Genomic DNA, 19,209 nt, shown 5'->3' on the forward strand with positions numbered 1-19,209 from the left:
CAAAAGACCGCTAAACCATGACGAAATTACTGGCCACTTAATACCCTCGCCGGATCAATTCGGCTAGCGCGACGCGCCGGATACCAGCTTGCCAGCAGACTCAGTAAAAGTGCTGTAACCAGCACATAAATAACGTCCAGCCAGTGCAGTTCAGACGGCAGGAAGTCAATAAAATAGATATCGCCTGACAGGAACTGATGGCCAATAAGCGCTTCAATCCCGTTGATAATCGGCGTCAGCTGAAGGGAAACCACCACGCCGATCGCCACGCCGCAGAGGCTGCCCAACAGCCCCGCCAGTAAACCGTACCAGACGAAGATGGCGCGAATAAGACCGTCTTTCGCCCCTAAGGTACGCAGCACGGCGATGTCGCCGCTCTTATCCTTAACGGCCATCACCAGCGTCGAGACGATATTAAAACACGCCACCCCAATCACCAGCACCATCGCCAGATACATAATCGCGCGGATCATCTGGATATCACGGTACATATACCCGTAAGTGCCGATCCAGCTTTTGATGTAGACATAGTTATTGGTCACGCTGCCAGCGTCACGCACCAGTTTATTGGCGTTGAAGACGTCGTTAACCTTAATGGCAATGCCCGTCACGCTGTCGCTCATATCCAGATACTGGCGTGCATCTTCCAGCGGCACCATCGCGAAGCTGTGATCGAGCTGGCCGCTCAGCTGCAAAATACCGGTGACGTGCAGACGTACGCGCTTAGGCTGCTGCAATTTGTGATCAGCGCTGGCGTTCGGGATCATGATCGAGACCCAGTCGCCCTGCTTCACCTTCAGCGCATCGGCAACGCCTTTGCCCATGATGATCTGCTGCTCGCCAGCCTTAAAGTTTGCCCATGCGCCATTTTGCACATAGCGCGGCAGCGCGCTCAGACGCTCTTCCTGACGAGGATTTACCCCTTTCACCTGAATGGCGCGCAGGTTTACCCCGCTCTCTACCAGCCCGGTAAAGTTGATGTAAGGTGCAGCCGCCGCAATGCCGGGCACCTTTTCCACTTTGTTAAGGGCATCACGCCAGCTGGACCACGGCTGGTTAACCGGCTCGATTTCACCGTGGGGGACAACGGCCAGAATGCGGTTATTCAGTTCACGCTCAAAGCCGTTCATGGCGCTTAAGCCCACAATCAGCACCGCCACGCCCAGGGCGATACCGATGGTGGAGATCACGGAGATAAGGGAAACCATCCCGCTCCGGCGACGACCGCGGCTAAAGCGTAACCCGATGAGTAACGATAACGGTGAAGCCATTACTCCGCTCCCATCAGCGTCAGTTCAGCATTCAGACGACCGTCGCGCATTTCCAGCTGACGCCCCATCCGCTTAGCCAGTTGTAAATCGTGGGTGACCACCAGAAACGCGGTTCCCTGCGCGGCGTTCAGTTCGCCGAGAAGCTGGAAAATGCTGTCTGCGTTACGCGCATCGAGGTTACCTGTCGGTTCATCCGCCAGCACCAGGCGCGGGTTGTTGACCAGCGCACGGGCGATGGCCACACGCTGACGCTCACCGCCGGAAAGCTCAGACGGACGGTGATTCCCGCGATGACCCAGCCCTACCGCTTTTAGCATGTCGCTGGCGCGGGCATAAATTTCCGCGGGTTTCTTTTTACCAATCAGCAGCGGCATTGCGACGTTTTCCAGCGCCGTAAAGTCCGGCAGCAGATGGTGGAACTGGTAGATAAAACCCAGCTCACGGTTACGCAGCTCGGCTTTCGCCGTAGACGACATTTTACTCAGCGGCTGCCCGGAGAAGATCACATCGCCTTCGGTTGGCGTGTCCAGCCCGCCAAGCAGGTGCAACAGCGTACTTTTACCGGAGCCGGAGCTGCCGACAATCGCCATCATCTCGCCTTCGCCCACGCTAAAACTCACATTGTGCAACACGTCGGTCTGCACAGTGCCTTCCTGATAGCGTTTGGACAGGTTGTCGCACTGCAACAGGATCTTATTCATAACGTAAAGCCTCAGCGGGTTGAGTGGCGGCAGCCCGCCAGGAAGGATAAAGCGTAGAAAGCAGCGCAATGGCCATCGCGGCCAGCGCAATACCGACCACCTGGAGCGGCTCGATAGCCACCGGCAGCGCCGCGCCATCAAGCAGCGCGCCGATAATCGGCATGAGATTGTTGAGCTGGCTGGCGAGCAGCGCCCCCAGCGCCGCGCCGAGCAGCGCGCCGATGATGCCGGCGCTGGCGCCCTGGACCATAAATACCGCCATGATCTGGCGCGGAGTCAGCCCCTGGGTTTGCAGAATGGCGACTTCGCCTTGCTTCTCCATCACCATCAGCCCGAGCGAGGTGATGATATTAAACGCGGCAACGGCCACGATCAGGCTCAGCAGCAGCCCCATCATGTTTTTCTCCATGCGCACGGCCTGGAACAGTTCGCCTTTCCGGTCGCGCCAGTCCTGCCATTTCGTCCCTTCCGGTAGCGTCTGCTGGCTAAGGGTATCCACCTTCAGCGGCGCATCAAGCCACAGACGCCAGCCGGTAATATTTCCCGCGGGGTAGCGCATCAGACGCGAGGCGTCCTGAATGTTCACCAGCATCTGGTAACCATCAACTTCGCTGTTCGCCGCAAACGTGCCAATCACGTTGAACAGGCGCTGGCTTGGCAGACGCCCCATCGGCGTAAACTGACTGGCTGACGGCACCATCACGCGCAGCTGATCGCCACGGTTGACCCCGAGCTGCCCGGCAAGCTGCTCGCCGAGGATGACGTTATATTTACCCGCTTCCAGGTCGGTTTGTTTCACATTGACCAGGAACGGCGTCAGCGGATCTTTTTGCGCGGGATCGATACCCAGCATCACCCCGACCGCCACGCTACGGGCGCTTTGCAGCACCACATCGCCCGTCGTGAGCGGCGCAACGCGCGTGACACCCTGTAACTTCACCGCGCTTTCCGGCAGCTGTTGCGGATTAACGGAACCCTGAGTGGAAGAGAGAACGGCCTGCGGCATGAGCCCCAGGATATTGTTTTGCAGCTCGCGCTCGAAGCCGTTCATGACGGAAAGCACCGTCACCAGTGCCATCACGCCAAGCGTAATGCCAATAGTCGAAAGCCAGGAGACAAAGCGACCGAAGCGGTCCGCGGCGCGCCCACGCATGTAACGTAAGCCTATAAAGAGTGCGACAGGTTGATACATGAAATCCGTCTGTTTGCTGATAGCAGACCCACGAGTATATAAGCGAATCCGTTAAGCGTAAATGACTGAAACCGTAAGATTCGGTAATCATTTTTCCGAAAAATTCAGATAAATCATCATGCTACTGACTGAACTTCCGCCAGACAGCCTCCAACTTTTCCGAAAATCGTCCTGATACAGACTGTTACCCATTACATCAGGGCTTCATTTTACAACAATCGGCGTTTCGTTTATGGCAACAAGGTCGTCACGCACCATGAAACAAAAAGCATTATGGATTAACCAGATAAAAGGCCTGTGCATCTGCCTGGTGGTAATTTACCACTCGGTGATCACCTTTTATCCTCACCTTGACGGGCTACAGCATCCGTTATCGGGCCTGCTCGCCAAATGCTGGGTCTACTTTAATCTTTACCTTGCCCCGTTCCGTATGCCGGTGTTTTTCTTTATCTCCGGCTATTTGATCCGTCGTTATATTGACGAGGTGAACTGGCGCACCAGTCTCGACAAGCGGATCTGGAGCATCGTCTGGGTTTTGGCCCTGTGGGGCGTCCTGCAATGGCAGGCGCTGACCCATCTGAATGCCTGGCTCGCCCCCGAGCGAGAACTGGCGACAGCATCCAATGCGGCCTACGCCGATTCCGTTTCAGGGTTTGTACTGGGAATGCTCACGGCCAGCACCAGCCTGTGGTATTTGTACGCGTTAGTGGTCTACTTTACGCTCTGTAAGCTGCTGAGCCGCTGGAAACTGCCGATGCTGGGGATTCTGGCGCTGGCAAGCATCGCCATCAACTTCCTGCCGTTACCGTGGTGGGGAATGAACAGCGTGGTGCGCAACATGATCTACTACAGCCTCGGCGCATGGTACGGCGCGCAGTTGATGGCGTGGATGAAAGGGATGAATTTGCGCCGCAGCTGGCTGGTACTTATCGCCTCTGGCGCGGTGTCGGTAGTGCTGTGGTTCGCTAATGTTCCTCTGCCGCTCTCACTGCTGTCGATCGTAGTCATCATGAAGCTCTTTTACAGCTTCGAGCAGCGTTATGCCGTTCATCCCAATAATCTGCTGAACGTCATCGGTTCAAACACCATCGCGATTTATACCACCCACCGCATTTTAATTGAGGCGTTTAGCCTGCTCCTGATTCGCGAAATGAATGCGGCGTACTGGCCGATCTGGGCGGAGTTAACGCTGATTCTGGTCTATTCGTTTATCAGCCTGCTCGTCTGCACGCTGGTTGGGCTGGGGGCACGTAAGCTCTCAACCGCCCTCTTTGGCGACCTTTTCTTCTCCCCTCCCGCGCGGCTTTCTCCACAGACTGCTACCCGTTAATCTCCTCGGCCCCCATCCGGGGGCACTTTCCCTCTTGTGCGGTTACGATTTGCTTATGCATAACGATCGAGGATAATAAAGACATTGCGTATCAGTGATATGCCCCAATACTGTTGGTATATCCCCAAGAGACTCTGACATAGCCATGCCTGAACACTATCGTTTTTCCTTGCCTGTAAAAGCAGGTGACCAACGCCAGCTGGGCGAACTGACAGGCGCGGCCTGCGCCACGCTGGTGGCGGAAATTGCCGAGCGGCATCCAGGGCCGGTGGTGCTGGTTGCCCCGGACATGCAAAACGCCCTGCGCCTGCACGACGAAATTCGTCAGTTCACCGACAGTCTGGTATTCAGCCTGGCCGACTGGGAAACGCTTCCCTACGACAGTTTCTCTCCGCACCAGGAGATCATCTCCTCGCGCCTGTCGACGCTGTATCAGCTCCCCACCATGCAGCGCGGCGTGCTGATTGTGCCGGTGAATACCCTGATGCAGCGCGTCTGCCCGCACAGCTATTTGCACGGCCATGCGCTGGTGATGAAAAAAGGCCAGCGCCTGTCGCGCGATGCCCTGCGCGTGCAGCTGGATGGAGCCGGCTATCGACATGTCGATCAGGTGATGGAGCACGGCGAATACGCGACGCGCGGTGCGCTGCTTGATCTCTATCCGATGGGCAGCGACCAGCCGTACCGTCTGGATTTCTTCGATGATGAGATCGACAGCCTGCGCGTGTTCGACGCCGACACCCAGCGCACGCTGGAGGAAGTGGACTCTATTAATCTGCTGCCCGCCCATGAGTTCCCGACGGATAAAACCGCCATCGAACTGTTCCGCAGCCAGTGGCGCGACAGGTTCGACGTGAAGCGTGATGCCGAACATATCTACCAGCAGGTCAGCAAAGGCACCCTTCCGGCCGGGATCGAGTACTGGCAGCCCCTTTTCTTTAACGAACCGCTGCCGGCGCTGTTCAGCTACTTCCCGGCAAATACGCTGATTGTTAACACCGGGGATATCGACGCCAGCGCCAGCCGCTTTGAAAGCGAAACGCGTGCCCGCTTTGAAAACCGGGGCGTTGACCCGATGCGTCCGCTGCTGCCGCCGGAAATGCTGTGGCTGCGTACCGACGAGCTCAACGCCGAGCTGAAACGCTGGCTGCGTATGCAGCTCAAAACCGATTCGCTTGCCGATAAGGCCGCCAACACTAACCTCGCCTTCCGGATGCTGCCTGACCTGGCCGTTCAGGCGCAGCAGAAATCCCCGCTCGATAATCTGCGCAAGTTTCTTGAGTCCTTCACCGGGCCGGTGGTCTTCTCCGTTGAAAGTGAAGGTCGCCGTGAAGCGCTGGGCGAACTGCTGGGAAGGATCAAAGTCGCGCCAAAGCGTATTCTTCGCCTGAGCGAAGCGACCGGAAATGGCCGTTACCTGATGATCGGCGCCGCCGAGCACGGATTCATTGATACGCTCAATAACCTGGCGTTGATATGTGAAAGCGACCTGCTGGGCGAGCGCGTCGCGCGCCGTCGTCAGGACAGCCGTCGCACCATCAACCCGGACACCCTGATCCGCAACCTGGCCGAACTGCACCCCGGTCAGCCGATTGTTCACCTGGAACACGGTGTGGGTCGCTATCAGGGGATGACTACCCTCGAAGCAGGTGGCATCAAAGGTGAATACCTGATGCTGACCTACGCTAACGACGCCAAGCTGTATGTTCCGGTGTCGTCCCTGCATCTGATCAGCCGCTACGCCGGGGGTGCGGAAGAGAATGCGCCGCTGCACAAGCTGGGCGGCGATGCCTGGGCGCGTGCACGCCAGAAAGCGGCGGAAAAAGTGCGCGACGTGGCCGCCGAGCTGCTGGATATTTACGCTCAGCGTGCGGCCAAAGAGGGGTATGCGTTTAAGCATGATAAAGAGCAGTACCAGCTGTTCTGCGACAGCTTCCCGTTTGAAACTACGCCGGATCAGGCCCAGGCCATCAACGCCGTGCTGAGTGACATGTGCCAGCCGTTGGCGATGGATCGCTTAGTCTGCGGTGACGTGGGCTTCGGTAAAACCGAGGTGGCGATGCGCGCCGCTTTCCTGGCGGTTGAGAACAACAAGCAGGTGGCGGTACTGGTGCCGACCACCCTGCTTGCCCAGCAGCACTTCGACAACTTCCGCGACCGCTTCGCCAACTGGCCGGTACGTATCGAAATGTTGTCCCGCTTCCGCAGTGCCAAAGAGCAGACGCAGATCCTGGAGCAGGCAAGTGAAGGCAAAATTGATATTCTGATCGGCACTCACAAGCTGCTGCAAAGTGACGTGAAGTGGAAAGATCTGGGGCTGCTGATCGTCGACGAAGAGCACCGCTTCGGGGTGCGCCACAAAGAGCGCATCAAAGCCATGCGCGCCAACGTCGATATTCTGACCCTGACCGCAACGCCGATCCCGCGCACCCTGAACATGGCGATGAGCGGCATGCGCGATCTGTCGATAATCGCTACCCCACCGGCGCGCCGTCTGGCGGTGAAAACCTTTGTTCGCGAGTACGACAATCTGGTGGTGCGCGAGGCGATCCTGCGCGAAGTGCTGCGCGGTGGCCAGGTCTATTACCTGTACAACGACGTTGAAAATATTCAGAAAGCCGCCGACAGGCTGGCAGAGCTGGTGCCGGAAGCGCGCATCGCCATTGGTCACGGCCAGATGCGCGAGCGCGAGCTGGAGCGGGTGATGAACGATTTCCACCACCAGCGTTTCAACGTGCTGGTGTGTACCACCATCATTGAGACCGGAATCGACATTCCGACGGCGAACACCATCATCATCGAACGGGCGGATCACTTCGGCCTGGCTCAGCTGCACCAGCTGCGCGGGCGGGTCGGGCGTTCGCACCATCAGGCCTACGCCTGGCTGCTGACGCCGCATCCGAAGGCAATGACCACCGACGCGCAAAAGCGTCTGGAAGCGATCGCCTCGCTGGAAGATCTGGGCGCTGGCTTTGCGCTGGCGACCCACGACCTGGAGATCCGCGGCGCCGGTGAGCTGCTGGGTGAAGACCAGAGCGGCTCCATGGAAACCATCGGTTTCTCGCTGTATATGGAGCTGCTGGAAAATGCCGTCGACGCGCTTAAAGCCGGACGTGAACCGTCTCTGGAAGATCTCACCAGCCAGCAGACCGAAGTGGAACTGCGCATGCCTTCCCTGCTGCCGGATGATTTTATTCCTGACGTGAATACCCGTCTGTCGTTCTACAAACGCATTGCCAGCGCGAAAAGCGAAGGCGAGCTGGAAGAGATCAAAGTCGAACTGATTGACCGTTTTGGGATATTGCCCGATGCGGCGCGCAACCTGCTGGATATTGCCCGCCTGCGTCAGCAGGCGCAGAAGCTGGGCATTCGCAAACTTGAAGGCAATGAGAAAGGCGGCGTAATTGAGTTTGCCGAAAAGAACCACGTCGATCCGATGTGGCTGATTGGCCTCCTGCAAAAACAGCCGCAGCATTTCCGTCTTGATGGCCCTACGCGTCTGAAATTTACTCAGGATCTGACGGAACGTAAAACCCGCATGGACTGGGTGCGTAACTTTATGCGTCAGTTGGAAGAGAACGCCATCGCATAACGGTTTCCCCCGCCAGCGCCCGGCTGGCGGGGGGACAATTTACAAACTCTTTGCACTTCGCCCGATCTTCCCGACTATACATTCGCCATAATTATCATTAACGCCTTATAAAACAATAACCTTATCATTTGTATGGATTATCATAATGATGATTTCTTCGCGTTTTACCCGCTGGTTAACTCTGGTTGCGCTGGCCGCGACGGTTGCCGTCGCGCTCCCTGCTCGCGCCAATACCTGGCCTCTTCCGCCCGCCGGCAGCAACGTCGTAGGTGAAAACCGCTTTCACGTGGTTGAAAACGATGGCGGCTCGCTGGAAGCGATTGCCAAAAAATATAACGTCGGGTTCCTGGCGCTGTTGCAGGCCAACCCGGGCGTAGATCCGTACGTGCCCCGGGCGGGCAGCGTACTGACGATTCCGCTGCAAACCATCCTGCCGGACGCGCCGCGTCAGGGCATTGTGATTAACCTCGCCGAGCTACGTCTGTATTACTACCCGCCCGGCAAGAACGAAGTGACCGTCTACCCTATCGGTATTGGTCAACTGGGGGGCGATACGCTCACACCTACCATGGTCACCACCGTCTCTGATAAGCGCGCTAATCCTACCTGGACCCCGACGGCAAACATTCGCGCCCGTTATAAAGCTCAAGGTATCGACCTGCCCGCCGTGGTACCTGCTGGCCCGGATAATCCGATGGGACATCATGCAATTCGCCTGGCGGCATATGGTGGGGTTTATCTTCTGCACGGAACGAATGCGGATTTCGGGATCGGGATGCGCGTCAGCTCCGGCTGCATTCGCCTGCGCGATGACGATATCAAAACGCTCTACCGCGTGATCGCCCCTGGCACGAAAGTGAATATCATTAATACGCCGATTAAAGTGTCTGAAGAGCCAGGTGGCGTCCGTCTGGTTGAGATCCACCAGCCGCTATCGAAAAACATCAATGACGATCCGCAGACGCTGCCGATTAATCTGAATGCATCGATGGTGAGCTTTAAAACGAATGCCAACACCGATGGCGCAGTGATGGAGCGGGCGATGGAAGCACGTTCGGGGATGCCAACCGATGTTACGCGGCATCATGAGGTTGCTCAGCAGTCAATGTAAAGCAGCAATAACGACAAACGCCCTGCATCAGCAGGGCGTTTTTTATTGCAGTGGCATAACGGAGGGTTGCGTTACGCTTATTTGTAGATAACTGCGGTACCGTGCAGGGTGTTAGGACCGGTCACAGAGGTGATGCGGAATGATTTCGCACCCATTTCGTCAGCTTTTTGCGCCAGCTGATCTTCCAGAGAGCCCAGGTTAGTCCCGGCAGTGGCAGAGATGGTACCGACTTTCTGCTGGTCTGCTGGAGTGGATTGCACTTCAACAGCAGCGAAGCTTGCGAAAGAGAGTGAACTCAGAACGGCGGCAGCGATGAGGGTTTTAACGTTTTTCATGATTTTATACCTTTAGGCAGATGATGTAGTGGTCGTTAGTTATTTAGTTAACGATCGATAGGTAAATGATAGATGTGATCCAGGTCACACGTCAACTCATTTTTATAATGGTCGTTAAATTAATTTCATTTGTCTTATATTTCAAAAAGATAAAATTATATTATTTTTCAGAAATCACCGCTGGTCGTTGCAGACGTTTATTTTTATAATGACTATTCAATAAAACAACAGAGGACCAACGGCACATGACAACCGATGTCACGCGTTGCGCAAAGAAAAGCCGTGGCCGACCAAAAGTGTTCGACAGGGATGCGGCGCTCGATAAGGCCATGACGCTCTTCTGGCAGCATGGGTATGAAGCCACGTCGCTTTCCGATCTCGTGGAAGCTACGGGTGCTAAAGCCCCTACCCTGTACGCAGAGTTCACCAACAAAGAAGGCTTATTCCGGGCCGTTCTGGACAGATACATCTCGCGCTTCGCGGCAAAACATGAAGCCCAGCTATTCTGTGAAGAAAAAACGGTTGAGCAGGCATTACAGGATTATTTCACGGCAATCGCGACCTGCTATACCAGCAAGGACACGCCTGCGGGGTGTTTTATGATCAACACCTCCGCGACCCTCGCGGCATCGTCTAAAGAGATTGCCAACACGGTCAAATCGCGACATGCGATGCAGGAGGAGACGCTCAGCACGTTTCTGGCTCAGCGTCAGCTGCGCGGCGAAATCCCGGCGCATTGCCGTCCGCAGGAGCTGGCCCAGTATCTGAGCTGTATTTTACAGGGGATGTCCATCAGCGCCCGTGAAGGCGCGACGCTGGAAAAATTGCAGGGGATTACGCACACAACGCTGCGCCTGTGGCCTGAACTTCTTAAACTCTGACGCAAAAAAAAGCTCCTCAGCCTGAGCGCATGAGGAGCTAAGTTCAGAGAACATCTTTTTTACACTTTGTTATTCAGTATCAGCTGACCATTGCTGTCGAGAGGGATCTGCGTACCAGGATCTTTATCCATGCGGATTTTGCCCTGCTGATCGCCAATTTTGTAGGTTACGTCGTAGCCCAACATTTTTTCAGACTTGTCATACACGGTTTTACAGCGCTGCTGCGTTGTGGTGTAGGTATCATTTTCCTGCATCGCGCCCTGCACCTGGTTACCGGCATAACCGCCACCCAGCGCACCAACCACCGTCGCGACATCCTTACCACGGCCGCCACCAAACTGATGACCAATCACCCCACCAGCAACCGCGCCCAGCACGGAGCCAGCGATACGGTTTTCATCCTGAACCGGACGACGATGGGTGACAGAAACATTACGGCACTCCTGACGAGGCGTCTTGACCGTCTCTTTGATCGGTGTAGCGGAAACCACCTGCGCATACTGCGGGCCACGATCAAGTACGTTCAGACTGGCAACGGCAGCCACACCTAACGCAGCTGCGACGCCAATCCCTATACCCGCCAACATTGATTTATTCACGGGACTTCCTCCTTTGTTGCAATTGGTAGCAATTTTGCAGCGCAATAAACGCTTCGCCAATAAGATAAAGGATCAAAATCAGGGTTGTTGGCCGGGACAACGTGGGTTTAAGAGAACTCTTAAGCGTCAGGAGGGAAATGCACAGCATGATGTGCTAAGAATTCCCTCCGGAGGGTCCGGAGGGAGAGAGAAATTAGTGCAGCTTCAGGCGTGGACGGATCACGCGGTTGATGCGGCCAACCAGCATCATCAGGCCGGTTTTGAAGTAGCCGTGCAGCGCAATCTGGTGCATACGGTACAGAGAAATGTACACGAAGCGGGCGATGCGCCCTTCCACCATCATGGAGCCGCGCATCAGGTTACCCATCAGGCTGCCCACGGTGGAGAAGTTTGAGAGCGACACCAGAGAGCCGTGGTCTTTGTAGACATAGGCTTTCATCGGTTTGCCTTTTATCTGCGCCAGGATGTTATGCAGCACGAGGCTTGCCATCTGGTGCGCAGCCTGAGCGCGAGGCGGGACAAATCCGCCTTCCGGACGTGCGCAGGAGGCACAGTCGCCGATGGCGAAGATGTCCGGATCGCGCGTGGTTTGCAGCGTCGGCTCTGTCACCAGCTGGTTAATGCGGTTTGTCTCCAGCCCACCGATATCTTTCATGAAATCAGGCGCTTTGATCCCCGCAGCCCAGACCATCAGGTCGGCCTGGATGTACTCGCCGTCTTTGGTATGCAGGCCGCCCTCATCCGCGCTGGTCACCATGGTCTGGGTCAGCACGCGCACGCCCAGTTTAGTCAGCTCGTTGTGCGCCGCGCCGGAAATACGCGGCGGAAGCGCAGGCAGAATGCGTTCACCTGCTTCCACCAGCGTCACATTCAGCGCTTCGTTAGTCAGCCCTTTGTAGCCGTAGCTGTGCAGCTGCTTGACCGCATTGTGCAACTCCGCCGATAATTCAACGCCCGTTGCGCCGCCGCCCACGATAGCAATGTTGACCTTGCCGTTAGCAGCCATGTTGTTGGTGTACTTCAGGAACAGGTTAAGCATCTCCTGATGGAAACGACGCGCCTGATGCGGGTTATCCAGGAAGATGCAGTGCTCTTTTACGCCTGGGGTGTTGAAATCATTGGAGGTACTGCCCAGGGCCATCACCAGCGTGTCATAGGCCAGCTTGCGCTCAGGAACCAGCAACTCGCCTTTATCATCACGCAGCTCAGCCAGCGTGATGGTTTTGTTTTCACGATTGATATCCACCACCGAACCCAGCTGGAACTGGAAGTGGTGGTTACGCGCATGCGCCAGATAGCTGAGCGCATCCACGCCCTCATCCAGCGACCCGGTCGCCACTTCGTGCAGTAACGGCTTCCACAGATGGCTGTGGTTACGATCCACCAGCGTGATTTTGGCTTTCTTACCGCGACCCAGTTTCTTACCCAGCTGCGTCGCCAGCTCCAGTCCGCCAGCACCACCGCCGACAATCACTATCTTTTTCAATGGCGTAGTCAACGTGACCCCCTCAAATTATTAACCAATTGTTAATTAAAAGTTATATAAATAACCCTTAATTAACAACAGGTTACTGCGCTGAAACCATTCAGATTCATTGAGAATAGCACGTCAGGCGCATTGGTCATACCAAAATTGATATGTATCAAGTTTTGATGGTTCAAAAGTAGACAACTCTGACAAAAAAGAGGCCCGGTACGCTTTCACGTACCGAGCCTTTATCAGGTTCAGGGAGATCAGCCCAGCGTTTTAAAGGCTTTAATACGCTGCAAGTGCGGGGAAATGTTTTTGAACTTGTGGGTCTGCTCTTCGTCCCAGACAATTTCGTAGTAATGGTGCAGAAGCTCGGCGGCGCGGGAGCTGTTCAGCGCTTCATCGTTGCGGGAGAGGATCACCAGACACCGATCGCGGTTCTTTTCACGGAAATTGCTCACGCATTTGGTGGCGATGTCGGCGTACTCCTCCGGGCGATCGATTTTGCCTTCCATGTTTTCGTTCGGAAACAGGTTAGGATTAAAAATGACCTGACGGATATCGCACAAAAAACCGATGCGCTCTGCCCAGTATCCTCCTAACCCCACGCCGCAGATCAGCGGGCGATCGTCGATATTGAGCTGCAACATTTTATCCACTTCTTTAAGCAGATGCTGCATGTCATGCTTCGGATGACGTGTGCTGTAACTGATCAGCCGGACATCCGGATCGATAAACTGCAATTGCAGCACTTTCTCATGATTACCAGGACTGTTTGAGTCAAAACCGTGTAAATAGATGATCATCGTCTCACCACGCTACGCCTTCCGGGATGAATTAAAGGGCTGCTTTATGTGCCTGCCAGCGCTCGTTCAGGGCTTCAAGCCGGGCGTTTACCGTTTTCCAGCGCGCCGAGTCCATCAGCTCCTGACGACTAAATGAACCTTTATGATACAATTGTGTAACACGTTCAGCATTGATCGGCGACAGGTTATCCAGCACGCTCACCGCCCCTTTACGATTATTGCAGACGAGGATCATATCGCAACCCGCATCCAGCGAAGCCTGCCCACGTTCGGCATAGCTACCCATAATCGCCGCCCCTTCCATGGATAAATCGTCAGAGAAAATTACGCCATTGAAGCCTAACTCCTGACGCAGCACGGTTTTCAGCCAGTGTGGAGAGCCGCTGGCTGGACGCGGATCGACCTCACTGTATATGACGTGCGCAGGCATGATGGCATCCAGCTTGTTATCAGCGATCAACGAGCGGAAAACCGACATATCTTTAGCGCGAATGTCTGCTTCCGGGCGCGGATCGCGCGGGGTTTCTTTATGGGAATCTGCCGTCACCGCCCCGTGGCCCGGAAAATGTTTGCCGGTGGTTTTCATGCCCGCAGCATGCATACCGTCAATAAAGCGCGTCGCCATTGCCAGCGCAATACGCGGATCGTCATGATACGAACGCTCACCAATTGCCGCGCTAATGTGTCCTACGTCCAGCACCGGGGCGAAGCTGATGTCGATATCCATGGCGATCATCTCGCTGGCCATCAGCCAGCCGGCATCCTGCGCCAGTTGACCGCCCTCTTCGATCCCCAGCAGCGCAGCAAAAGATTGCGCGGCGGGTAAACGGGTAAACCCTTCGCGGAAACGCTGCACACGCCCACCTTCCTGGTCTACGGCCACCACCAGGTGATTGCGCGACGCCGCACGGATCTGGCGAACCAGCTCACGCAACTGCTCCGGATCATGATAATTGCGGGTGAAAAGAATCAGCCCCCCTACCAGCGGATGTGCCAGAATTTCGCGCTCTTCCGCATCCAGCTCAAACCCTTCAACATCCAACATTACTGGACCCACACCAACCTCTCTTATCCTTTCGTTTGTAACTGACGCCAGGCATCATTTGCCAGCGCAATAAATTGTTTGTCACCTGTCTGCTGAAGGCGCATTTCAAACCATCCCGCCATCAGCATCAACACCCACGGACGCCAGCGCGCGACCTGCCGCGCAAGGGTGAGCGCATTGATGTTGGCGTTTCGGGCATAGGCGGTTATCAGCTGCTCGCGCGACGCCTCATCAGGCATCCAGACCGCAGCAAGTTCGAGCGCCACGTCACCGTCTCCGGCATATTCCCAGTCGATAAGTTTCTCGCCTGCCGTGGTATGAACGATATTCCCCGCGTGGACATCCATATGCAGCGGCGCCAGACGTAACGCCTGCGGCTCTCCCGCTTTACGCAACCGCTTAAGCTGCGCCAGCCAGTAGGGCGTGCGTCGTCCAGGCGCAGCCTGCTGCCAGTAGTGATCCAGCAAAGGAAGTAACGTTACCCGCCAGCCCAGACGCGGCTGGCGATGCAGATGATACAGCATGGCTGTCAGCGCAGGCGTATCGGGAAGCTCGCTTTTGATCTCACCCGCAATAAACGCCACCGCCATCCAGTCTCTGATAAAGAGATGAGGTTGTGGCGCAAGGTCGGCGGGCAGGCGCTTCAGGGCGCGGAACTGGCGACGAAAATGGGAGGCAGGCGCGGCGGCATCGTGATGCTGACGTAAAACCAGCCGATGGTCACCACGCTCAATAATGCAACTCGCGCCGCCAAGCCCGGCGGGGGCTTGCGGCGCGATAACATGGTATTGAGGGAAATAACGCGTCAGGACATCATGACGCGTGCGCTTATTGTTGCGTAACGGCACCTTTACCTGACCAGATAATTTCGCCGGTCTGAACCAGCATTAACTGCATCTGCAACGACGGCGTGTTCACGTTGCCTGTCGCGTTAGAATAAAGGACATACTGCGCGCCAACGTTGCGGGCAATACCAATCGCTTTACTGCGCGAACCCAGGCTGTCCTGAGGCGACAGACCAAGCTGCTGCTTGGCGACCGCGAGCTGCTGAGCAGAGACCAGCGTAAATTTACCGTTGTTTGCCAGCGCGTTGCGCAGGGTTTCCGTCGCTTCTCCCGCATTCAGGGAACCGTTTGTACGATTGTTCACGCTGTCCACCAGCAGCACGCTGCCGGGCGTAACACCCTGTGCCTGCAACATTTTGCCCACCATCGGCTGCATTGCGCCATTCCAGTCATAGTGGCGTACTCGCGGCGCAGGCTGTGCGGTGTCGTCCGGATGTTCGATCGGGCCAGGCTGCGCCGGAATGGTCGGTACAGACGGCACGGTTGGAACAGGCTGCGCTGGCGTTGTTGGCTGTTCCGTTCCCGGCTTCGCCTGATCCACCGGTGCAGGTTCTTCCGTTCGCGTCACACAACCCGCCAGAAAGAGTGCAATGGCACTCAGGAGCGCATAACGGCTCATTGTTTTAATCAAGGTTCACTCCTTACAAATAAAGATAAAGTCTCACCTTATGTGCACCCAGATAGCTGGCGCTACCGTAGAGCGTGACCGACGATCTTGCCGGGATGGTCACGCTGCGCGGCGCCTCAAGCGGGTGCATCTCAAGACCTCTCACGTCATACCAGTAGAAGCGATAATGCACCGTCACTGGCTCTTGCCTTTCGTTATAGAGCGTAGAAGAGGCTGAAGACTGGATTTCGCTTATGGTCAGCGAAGGCTTCTCCGCCGTGATGCCCGCAGCAAGCACTGAGGACTCCATCACCAGCGTCTGTTCTTCACTGACCGGGATGGCGGGACGCGCGCTGCACCCAACCATTACCAGCGTCACGATCAGCGCTGCAATACGCCCAGTTAACATATTAAAGACCTTTATGTGCCAGCATCGGTCCCAGTGGACGTCCACCCAGCAGATGCATATGAATATGATAGACTTCCTGGCCGCCATGGCGATTACAGTTCATGATCAAACGGTATCCGTCTTCAGCAATCCCTTCCTGCTCAGCGATTTTCGCGGCCACCGTCAGCATACGGCCCAGCGCCACTTCATGCTCGGTTTTAACGTCATTAACGGTCGGGATCAGAATATTGGGAATAATAAGGATGTGCGTCGGCGCCTGGGGAGAAATGTCGCGGAAAGCCGTGACCAGTTCATCCTGATAGACAATATCCGACGGAATTTCGCGGCGGATAATTTTACTGAAAATCGTTTCTTCAGCCATGACCTTTTCCTTTTAAGTTTAATCTGGCGTCGTGCGTCCGTTGTTAACACACATTGTCTGATTTACTGCGTGACACAAGACAAGAGTATGAGCGAGTTTCTCCTGTCCTTTCAACCTTCTCCCGTGATTTCTTTCCTGATTGTCCCCCATCTGGCTGAAGAGGCATCGCTTTAGGACTTTTCTTTTCTGAAACCTTATTTCAGTTCATCCCGAAACATCTGTTTACAGCGTTAATCACAATGCGTATATTTCGCATTTGCATTTTCATGCGCATTTTTAACATAGAAAACGACGTCAGCCCGTGCTAGCGGGACTGTCGCGAAATACCTTCACCATTCACTAAGGGTTTGATGATGTCTTTCATTAATCACACCAGGGATGGGCAACGTCAGCCTGCCGCAACACCTTCGTTGCTGGCCGCCTGCATTGCTATGGCATTGACGCCAACCGCCGCTTTCGCTGCTTCAACCACCGAAGATACCGTTGTCGTTGACGGGGGTTTTGACAACACACAGGATCTTTCTGCCAGCCAGGATCAGGATTACAGCGTAAAAACCACCACCACCGGCACCAAACTGTTGTTGGTTCCCCGCGACATCCCACAGTCCGTCAGCGTTATCAGCCAGCAACGTATGGCTGACCAGAATCTGCAATCCATCGGACAGGTGCTGACGAACACCACGGGCATTACGGCCCAGGTGCAGGACAGCGACCGTACCGTGTTTTACTCACGCGGCTTTTTCGTCAGCAACTACGCCTATGACGACCTGCCAACCTCCATCAGTGAAGTGTGGAACTTTGGTGATACCGCCGCCGATACCGCGATTTATGACCGCATTGAAGTGGTTCGCGGCGCCACCGGCCTGATGTCCGGCACGGGGAACCCGGCGGCGTACGTTAATATGGTGCGTAAGCACGCGGACAGCCCGGAATTTAAAGGTAACGTCTCCGCCAGCTACGGCAGCTGGGACAAGCAGCGCTACGTGCTGGATCTCCAGGCGCCGCTGGTAGAGTCAGGTAAGGTACGGGGTCGTCTGATCACCGGTTATCAGGACAACGACAGCTTCGTGGATAACTACCACTACCGGAAGAAATTCCTCTACGGCGTGATGGACGCGGATGTCACCGACAGCACGACTCTCTCGGTAGGGTATGAGTATCAGGAAAGCCATACCGCCGACCCAACCTGGGGCGGACTGCCGACCTGGTACAGCGACGGAAGTAAGACTAACTACAATCGCAGCCAGACCGTCGCGCCTGACTGGGCCTATTCGGATAAAGACAGCACCCGCATCTTCGCTAACCTGACCCAGCGTTTCGATAATGGCTGGGAAGCGCACATCAACGGCATGCATGCTGAAACCAACTTTGACTCTAAGCTGATGTATATGTCCGGCTATCCGGATAAAGAGACCGGCGCGGGCCTGGTGGGTTACGGCGGCTGGAACCGCGGGGAACGTAAACAGGATGCGGTCGACGCCTTCCTGCGCGGCGGCTTCGATCTCTTTGGTCGTCAACATGAAATGATGTTCGGCGGCAGCTTCAGCCGTCAGCGTAACCATTACGACAACTCCATGCCGGATGCGGTATACGGCATGGTGGATGTCGGCAACTTTAAGAACTGGAACGGGAACATCGCCGATCCGCAGTGGACGCCGTGGAAACTCTACAGCAAGGATGATATTCGCCAGTCTTCAGCCTATTCTTCGGCTCGTTTCTCGCTGGCCGATCCGCTGCACCTGATCCTGGGCGCGCGCTACACCCAATACAATATTCGTTATAACCCGGCAGGATCGCCGAATACCCGTCTGGAAAGCACCAAAGATGATGTCACGCCGTACGCTGGCCTGGTGTATGACATCAATGAGGACTGGTCGACCTACGTCAGCTATACCTCTATCTTCCAGCCGCAGGATAAGCGCGATGCCAACGGACGTTATCTCGACCCTACCACGGGCAAAAGCTACGAAGCCGGGGTGAAGGCAGACTGGTTTAATACCCGCCTCACCACCTCACTGGCGATTTTCCGCATTGAGCAGGATAACGTCGCCAGCAATACCTACACCTACATGCCGAGCGGTGAGTCGATCTATGAATCGCTGGACGGGGTGGTCAGCAAAGGGGTCGAGTTCGAGCTCAACGGTGCCCTGACCGATAACTGGCAGCTGACCTTCGGCGCGACGCGTTACATCGTAGAAGATAAGAATGGCAACGCCGTCAGCTCCGATCAGCCGCGCACAACCATGAAGCTCTTCACCCGCTATCAGTTGCCAATGCTGCCGGAACTGACCGTGGGCGGTGGCGTAAACTGGCAGAACAAAGTGTGGACGGACGTGGAAGGCGGCCCGGCAGGACGTTCCCGCGCGGAGCAAGGCAGCTATGGTCTGGTGAACCTGTTCAGCCGTTATCAGGTCACCAAAGATTTTGCGGTACAGGCTAACGTCAACAACCTGTTCGACAAAGAGCATTACGACTACGTCGGATCGTATGCGGTGTATGGCGCGCCGCTGAACGTCTCGGTGAGCGCGAGCTACGATTTCTGAGTGACAGAAGCCCGGTGGCGCTGCGCTTACCGGGCCTACCCATCACGTAGGCCAGGTAAGGCGCAGCCGCCACCCGGCACCACAAGCCGCAATAATAAAAAAGGCAGCCA

General features: G+C 55.8%; 17 protein-coding genes. 5 read left to right on the top strand and 12 right to left on the bottom strand.

What is annotated here, in order from left to right; translation table 11 throughout:
• Window positions 1-26 precede the first annotated feature (26 nt).
• The 3 genes from lolE to lolC are packed head-to-tail and all read right to left on the bottom strand — an operon-like array spanning window position 27 to window position 3,164.
• Entirely contained in the window at window positions 27-1,271 is a 1,245-nt protein-coding gene (gene lolE, locus ACOTYB_RS03995; protein WP_220153740.1) for a lipoprotein-releasing ABC transporter permease subunit LolE, read from the bottom strand.
• Window positions 1,271-1,972 carry a lipoprotein-releasing ABC transporter ATP-binding protein LolD gene (gene lolD / locus ACOTYB_RS04000; protein WP_126524697.1) on the bottom strand — a complete coding sequence of 234 codons (702 nt, stop codon included), beginning with the start codon at window positions 1,970-1,972 and terminating at the stop codon, window positions 1,271-1,273. Before lolD ends, lolE begins: the two co-directional genes overlap by 1 nt.
• Window positions 1,965-3,164 (bottom strand): lipoprotein-releasing ABC transporter permease subunit LolC, encoded by a 1,200-nt coding sequence (lolC, locus tag ACOTYB_RS04005; protein WP_017384712.1) that lies wholly within the window; start codon window positions 3,162-3,164, stop codon window positions 1,965-1,967. The genes lolD and lolC overlap by 8 nt, the downstream gene beginning before the upstream one ends.
• Window positions 3,165-3,420: 256 nt before the next feature.
• On the opposite strand from lolC, the gene ACOTYB_RS04010 reads away from it, so the two are divergent.
• The 3 genes from ACOTYB_RS04010 to ldtC all read left to right on the top strand — a co-directional run bounded on the left by ACOTYB_RS04010 (window position 3,421) and on the right by ldtC (window position 9,197).
• Complete coding sequence (locus ACOTYB_RS04010; protein WP_220153739.1) at window positions 3,421-4,494, top strand: acyltransferase family protein; 1,074 nt, start codon at window positions 3,421-3,423, stop codon at window positions 4,492-4,494.
• Between the two features lie 145 nt (window positions 4,495-4,639).
• The gene (mfd, locus tag ACOTYB_RS04015; RefSeq protein WP_409248873.1) at window positions 4,640-8,086 is read left to right on the top strand and encodes a transcription-repair coupling factor; all 3,447 of its coding nucleotides are present in this window, start codon (window positions 4,640-4,642) and stop codon (window positions 8,084-8,086) included.
• A gap of 145 nt (window positions 8,087-8,231) precedes the next feature.
• Window positions 8,232-9,197 (top strand): L,D-transpeptidase LdtC, encoded by a 966-nt coding sequence (ldtC, locus tag ACOTYB_RS04020; protein ID WP_022650791.1) that lies wholly within the window; start codon window positions 8,232-8,234, stop codon window positions 9,195-9,197.
• 77 nt (window positions 9,198-9,274) lie between these two features.
• Here ldtC and bhsA read toward each other — a convergent pair whose 3' ends face one another.
• The gene (gene bhsA, locus ACOTYB_RS04025) at window positions 9,275-9,532 is read right to left on the bottom strand and encodes a multiple stress resistance protein BhsA (protein WP_006809234.1); all 258 of its coding nucleotides are present in this window, start codon (window positions 9,530-9,532) and stop codon (window positions 9,275-9,277) included.
• Between the two features lie 245 nt (window positions 9,533-9,777).
• On the opposite strand from bhsA, the gene comR reads away from it, so the two are divergent.
• Window positions 9,778-10,413 (top strand): TetR family copper-responsive transcriptional repressor ComR, encoded by a 636-nt coding sequence (comR, locus tag ACOTYB_RS04030; protein WP_022650790.1) that lies wholly within the window; start codon window positions 9,778-9,780, stop codon window positions 10,411-10,413.
• Window positions 10,414-10,472: 59 nt separating this feature from the next.
• On the opposite strand, the gene ACOTYB_RS04035 is transcribed toward comR, so the two are convergent.
• The 8 genes from ACOTYB_RS04035 to hinT form a co-directional block, all read right to left on the bottom strand.
• Window positions 10,473-11,012 (bottom strand): glycine zipper 2TM domain-containing protein, encoded by a 540-nt coding sequence (locus ACOTYB_RS04035; RefSeq protein ID WP_017384715.1) that lies wholly within the window; start codon window positions 11,010-11,012, stop codon window positions 10,473-10,475.
• 193 nt (window positions 11,013-11,205) lie between these two features.
• On the bottom strand, window positions 11,206-12,510 hold the full coding sequence (locus ACOTYB_RS04040) for an NAD(P)/FAD-dependent oxidoreductase (protein WP_220153738.1): 1,305 nt from the start codon (window positions 12,508-12,510) through the stop codon (window positions 11,206-11,208).
• A 236-nt stretch (window positions 12,511-12,746) separates the two neighbouring features.
• Complete coding sequence (ycfP, locus tag ACOTYB_RS04045; protein WP_006809239.1) at window positions 12,747-13,289, bottom strand: alpha/beta hydrolase YcfP; 543 nt, start codon at window positions 13,287-13,289, stop codon at window positions 12,747-12,749.
• Window positions 13,290-13,320: 31 nt separating this feature from the next.
• Window positions 13,321-14,346 (bottom strand): beta-N-acetylhexosaminidase, encoded by a 1,026-nt coding sequence (gene nagZ, locus ACOTYB_RS04050; protein ID WP_003857934.1) that lies wholly within the window; start codon window positions 14,344-14,346, stop codon window positions 13,321-13,323.
• Window positions 14,347-14,357: 11 nt separating this feature from the next.
• Window positions 14,358-15,182, bottom strand: coding sequence for a thiamine kinase (gene thiK, locus ACOTYB_RS04055; protein ID WP_045342791.1), 825 nt, complete (start codon window positions 15,180-15,182; stop codon window positions 14,358-14,360).
• Window positions 15,163-15,807: a penicillin-binding protein activator LpoB gene (lpoB, locus tag ACOTYB_RS04060; protein ID WP_094881322.1), complete on the bottom strand. Its 645-nt coding sequence runs from the start codon at window positions 15,805-15,807 to the stop codon at window positions 15,163-15,165. Before lpoB ends, thiK begins: the two co-directional genes overlap by 20 nt.
• Before the next feature lie 13 nt (window positions 15,808-15,820).
• On the bottom strand, window positions 15,821-16,195 hold the full coding sequence (locus ACOTYB_RS04065) for a YcfL family protein (RefSeq protein ID WP_003857939.1): 375 nt from the start codon (window positions 16,193-16,195) through the stop codon (window positions 15,821-15,823).
• A 1-nt stretch (window position 16,196) separates the two neighbouring features.
• Entirely contained in the window at window positions 16,197-16,556 is a 360-nt protein-coding gene (gene hinT / locus ACOTYB_RS04070) for a purine nucleoside phosphoramidase (protein WP_006809243.1), read from the bottom strand.
• A 353-nt stretch (window positions 16,557-16,909) separates the two neighbouring features.
• Here hinT and fhuE point away from each other — a divergent pair, with 353 nt between their 5' ends.
• The gene (fhuE, locus tag ACOTYB_RS04075; protein WP_220153868.1) at window positions 16,910-19,099 is read left to right on the top strand and encodes a ferric-rhodotorulic acid/ferric-coprogen receptor FhuE; all 2,190 of its coding nucleotides are present in this window, start codon (window positions 16,910-16,912) and stop codon (window positions 19,097-19,099) included.
• The last annotated feature ends 110 nt before the right edge of the window (window positions 19,100-19,209 follow it).

It is taken from the genome of Enterobacter cloacae complex sp. IR5450, from assembly GCF_049238665.1.
Taxonomy (GTDB): Bacteria; Pseudomonadota; Gammaproteobacteria; order Enterobacterales; family Enterobacteriaceae; genus Enterobacter; species Enterobacter hormaechei_C.

Coding starts and splice junctions, on each gene's coding strand:
- lolC (WP_017384712.1), bottom strand. CDS start 3,164: ATGTATCAACCTGTCGCACTCTTTATAGGCTTACGTTACATGCGTGGG.
- comR (WP_022650790.1), top strand. CDS start 9,778: ATGACAACCGATGTCACGCGTTGCGCAAAGAAAAGCCGTGGCCGACCA.
- fhuE (WP_220153868.1), top strand. CDS start 16,910: ATGTCTTTCATTAATCACACCAGGGATGGGCAACGTCAGCCTGCCGCA.
- mfd (WP_409248873.1), top strand. CDS start 4,640: ATGCCTGAACACTATCGTTTTTCCTTGCCTGTAAAAGCAGGTGACCAA.
- ldtC (WP_022650791.1), top strand. CDS start 8,232: ATGATGATTTCTTCGCGTTTTACCCGCTGGTTAACTCTGGTTGCGCTG.
- hinT (WP_006809243.1), bottom strand. CDS start 16,556: ATGGCTGAAGAAACGATTTTCAGTAAAATTATCCGCCGCGAAATTCCG.
- bhsA (WP_006809234.1), bottom strand. CDS start 9,532: ATGAAAAACGTTAAAACCCTCATCGCTGCCGCCGTTCTGAGTTCACTC.
- lolE (WP_220153740.1), bottom strand. CDS start 1,271: ATGGCTTCACCGTTATCGTTACTCATCGGGTTACGCTTTAGCCGCGGT.
- ACOTYB_RS04010 (WP_220153739.1), top strand. CDS start 3,421: ATGAAACAAAAAGCATTATGGATTAACCAGATAAAAGGCCTGTGCATC.
- lolD (WP_126524697.1), bottom strand. CDS start 1,972: ATGAATAAGATCCTGTTGCAGTGCGACAACCTGTCCAAACGCTATCAG.
- ACOTYB_RS04065 (WP_003857939.1), bottom strand. CDS start 16,195: ATGTTAACTGGGCGTATTGCAGCGCTGATCGTGACGCTGGTAATGGTT.
- ycfP (WP_006809239.1), bottom strand. CDS start 13,289: ATGATCATCTATTTACACGGTTTTGACTCAAACAGTCCTGGTAATCAT.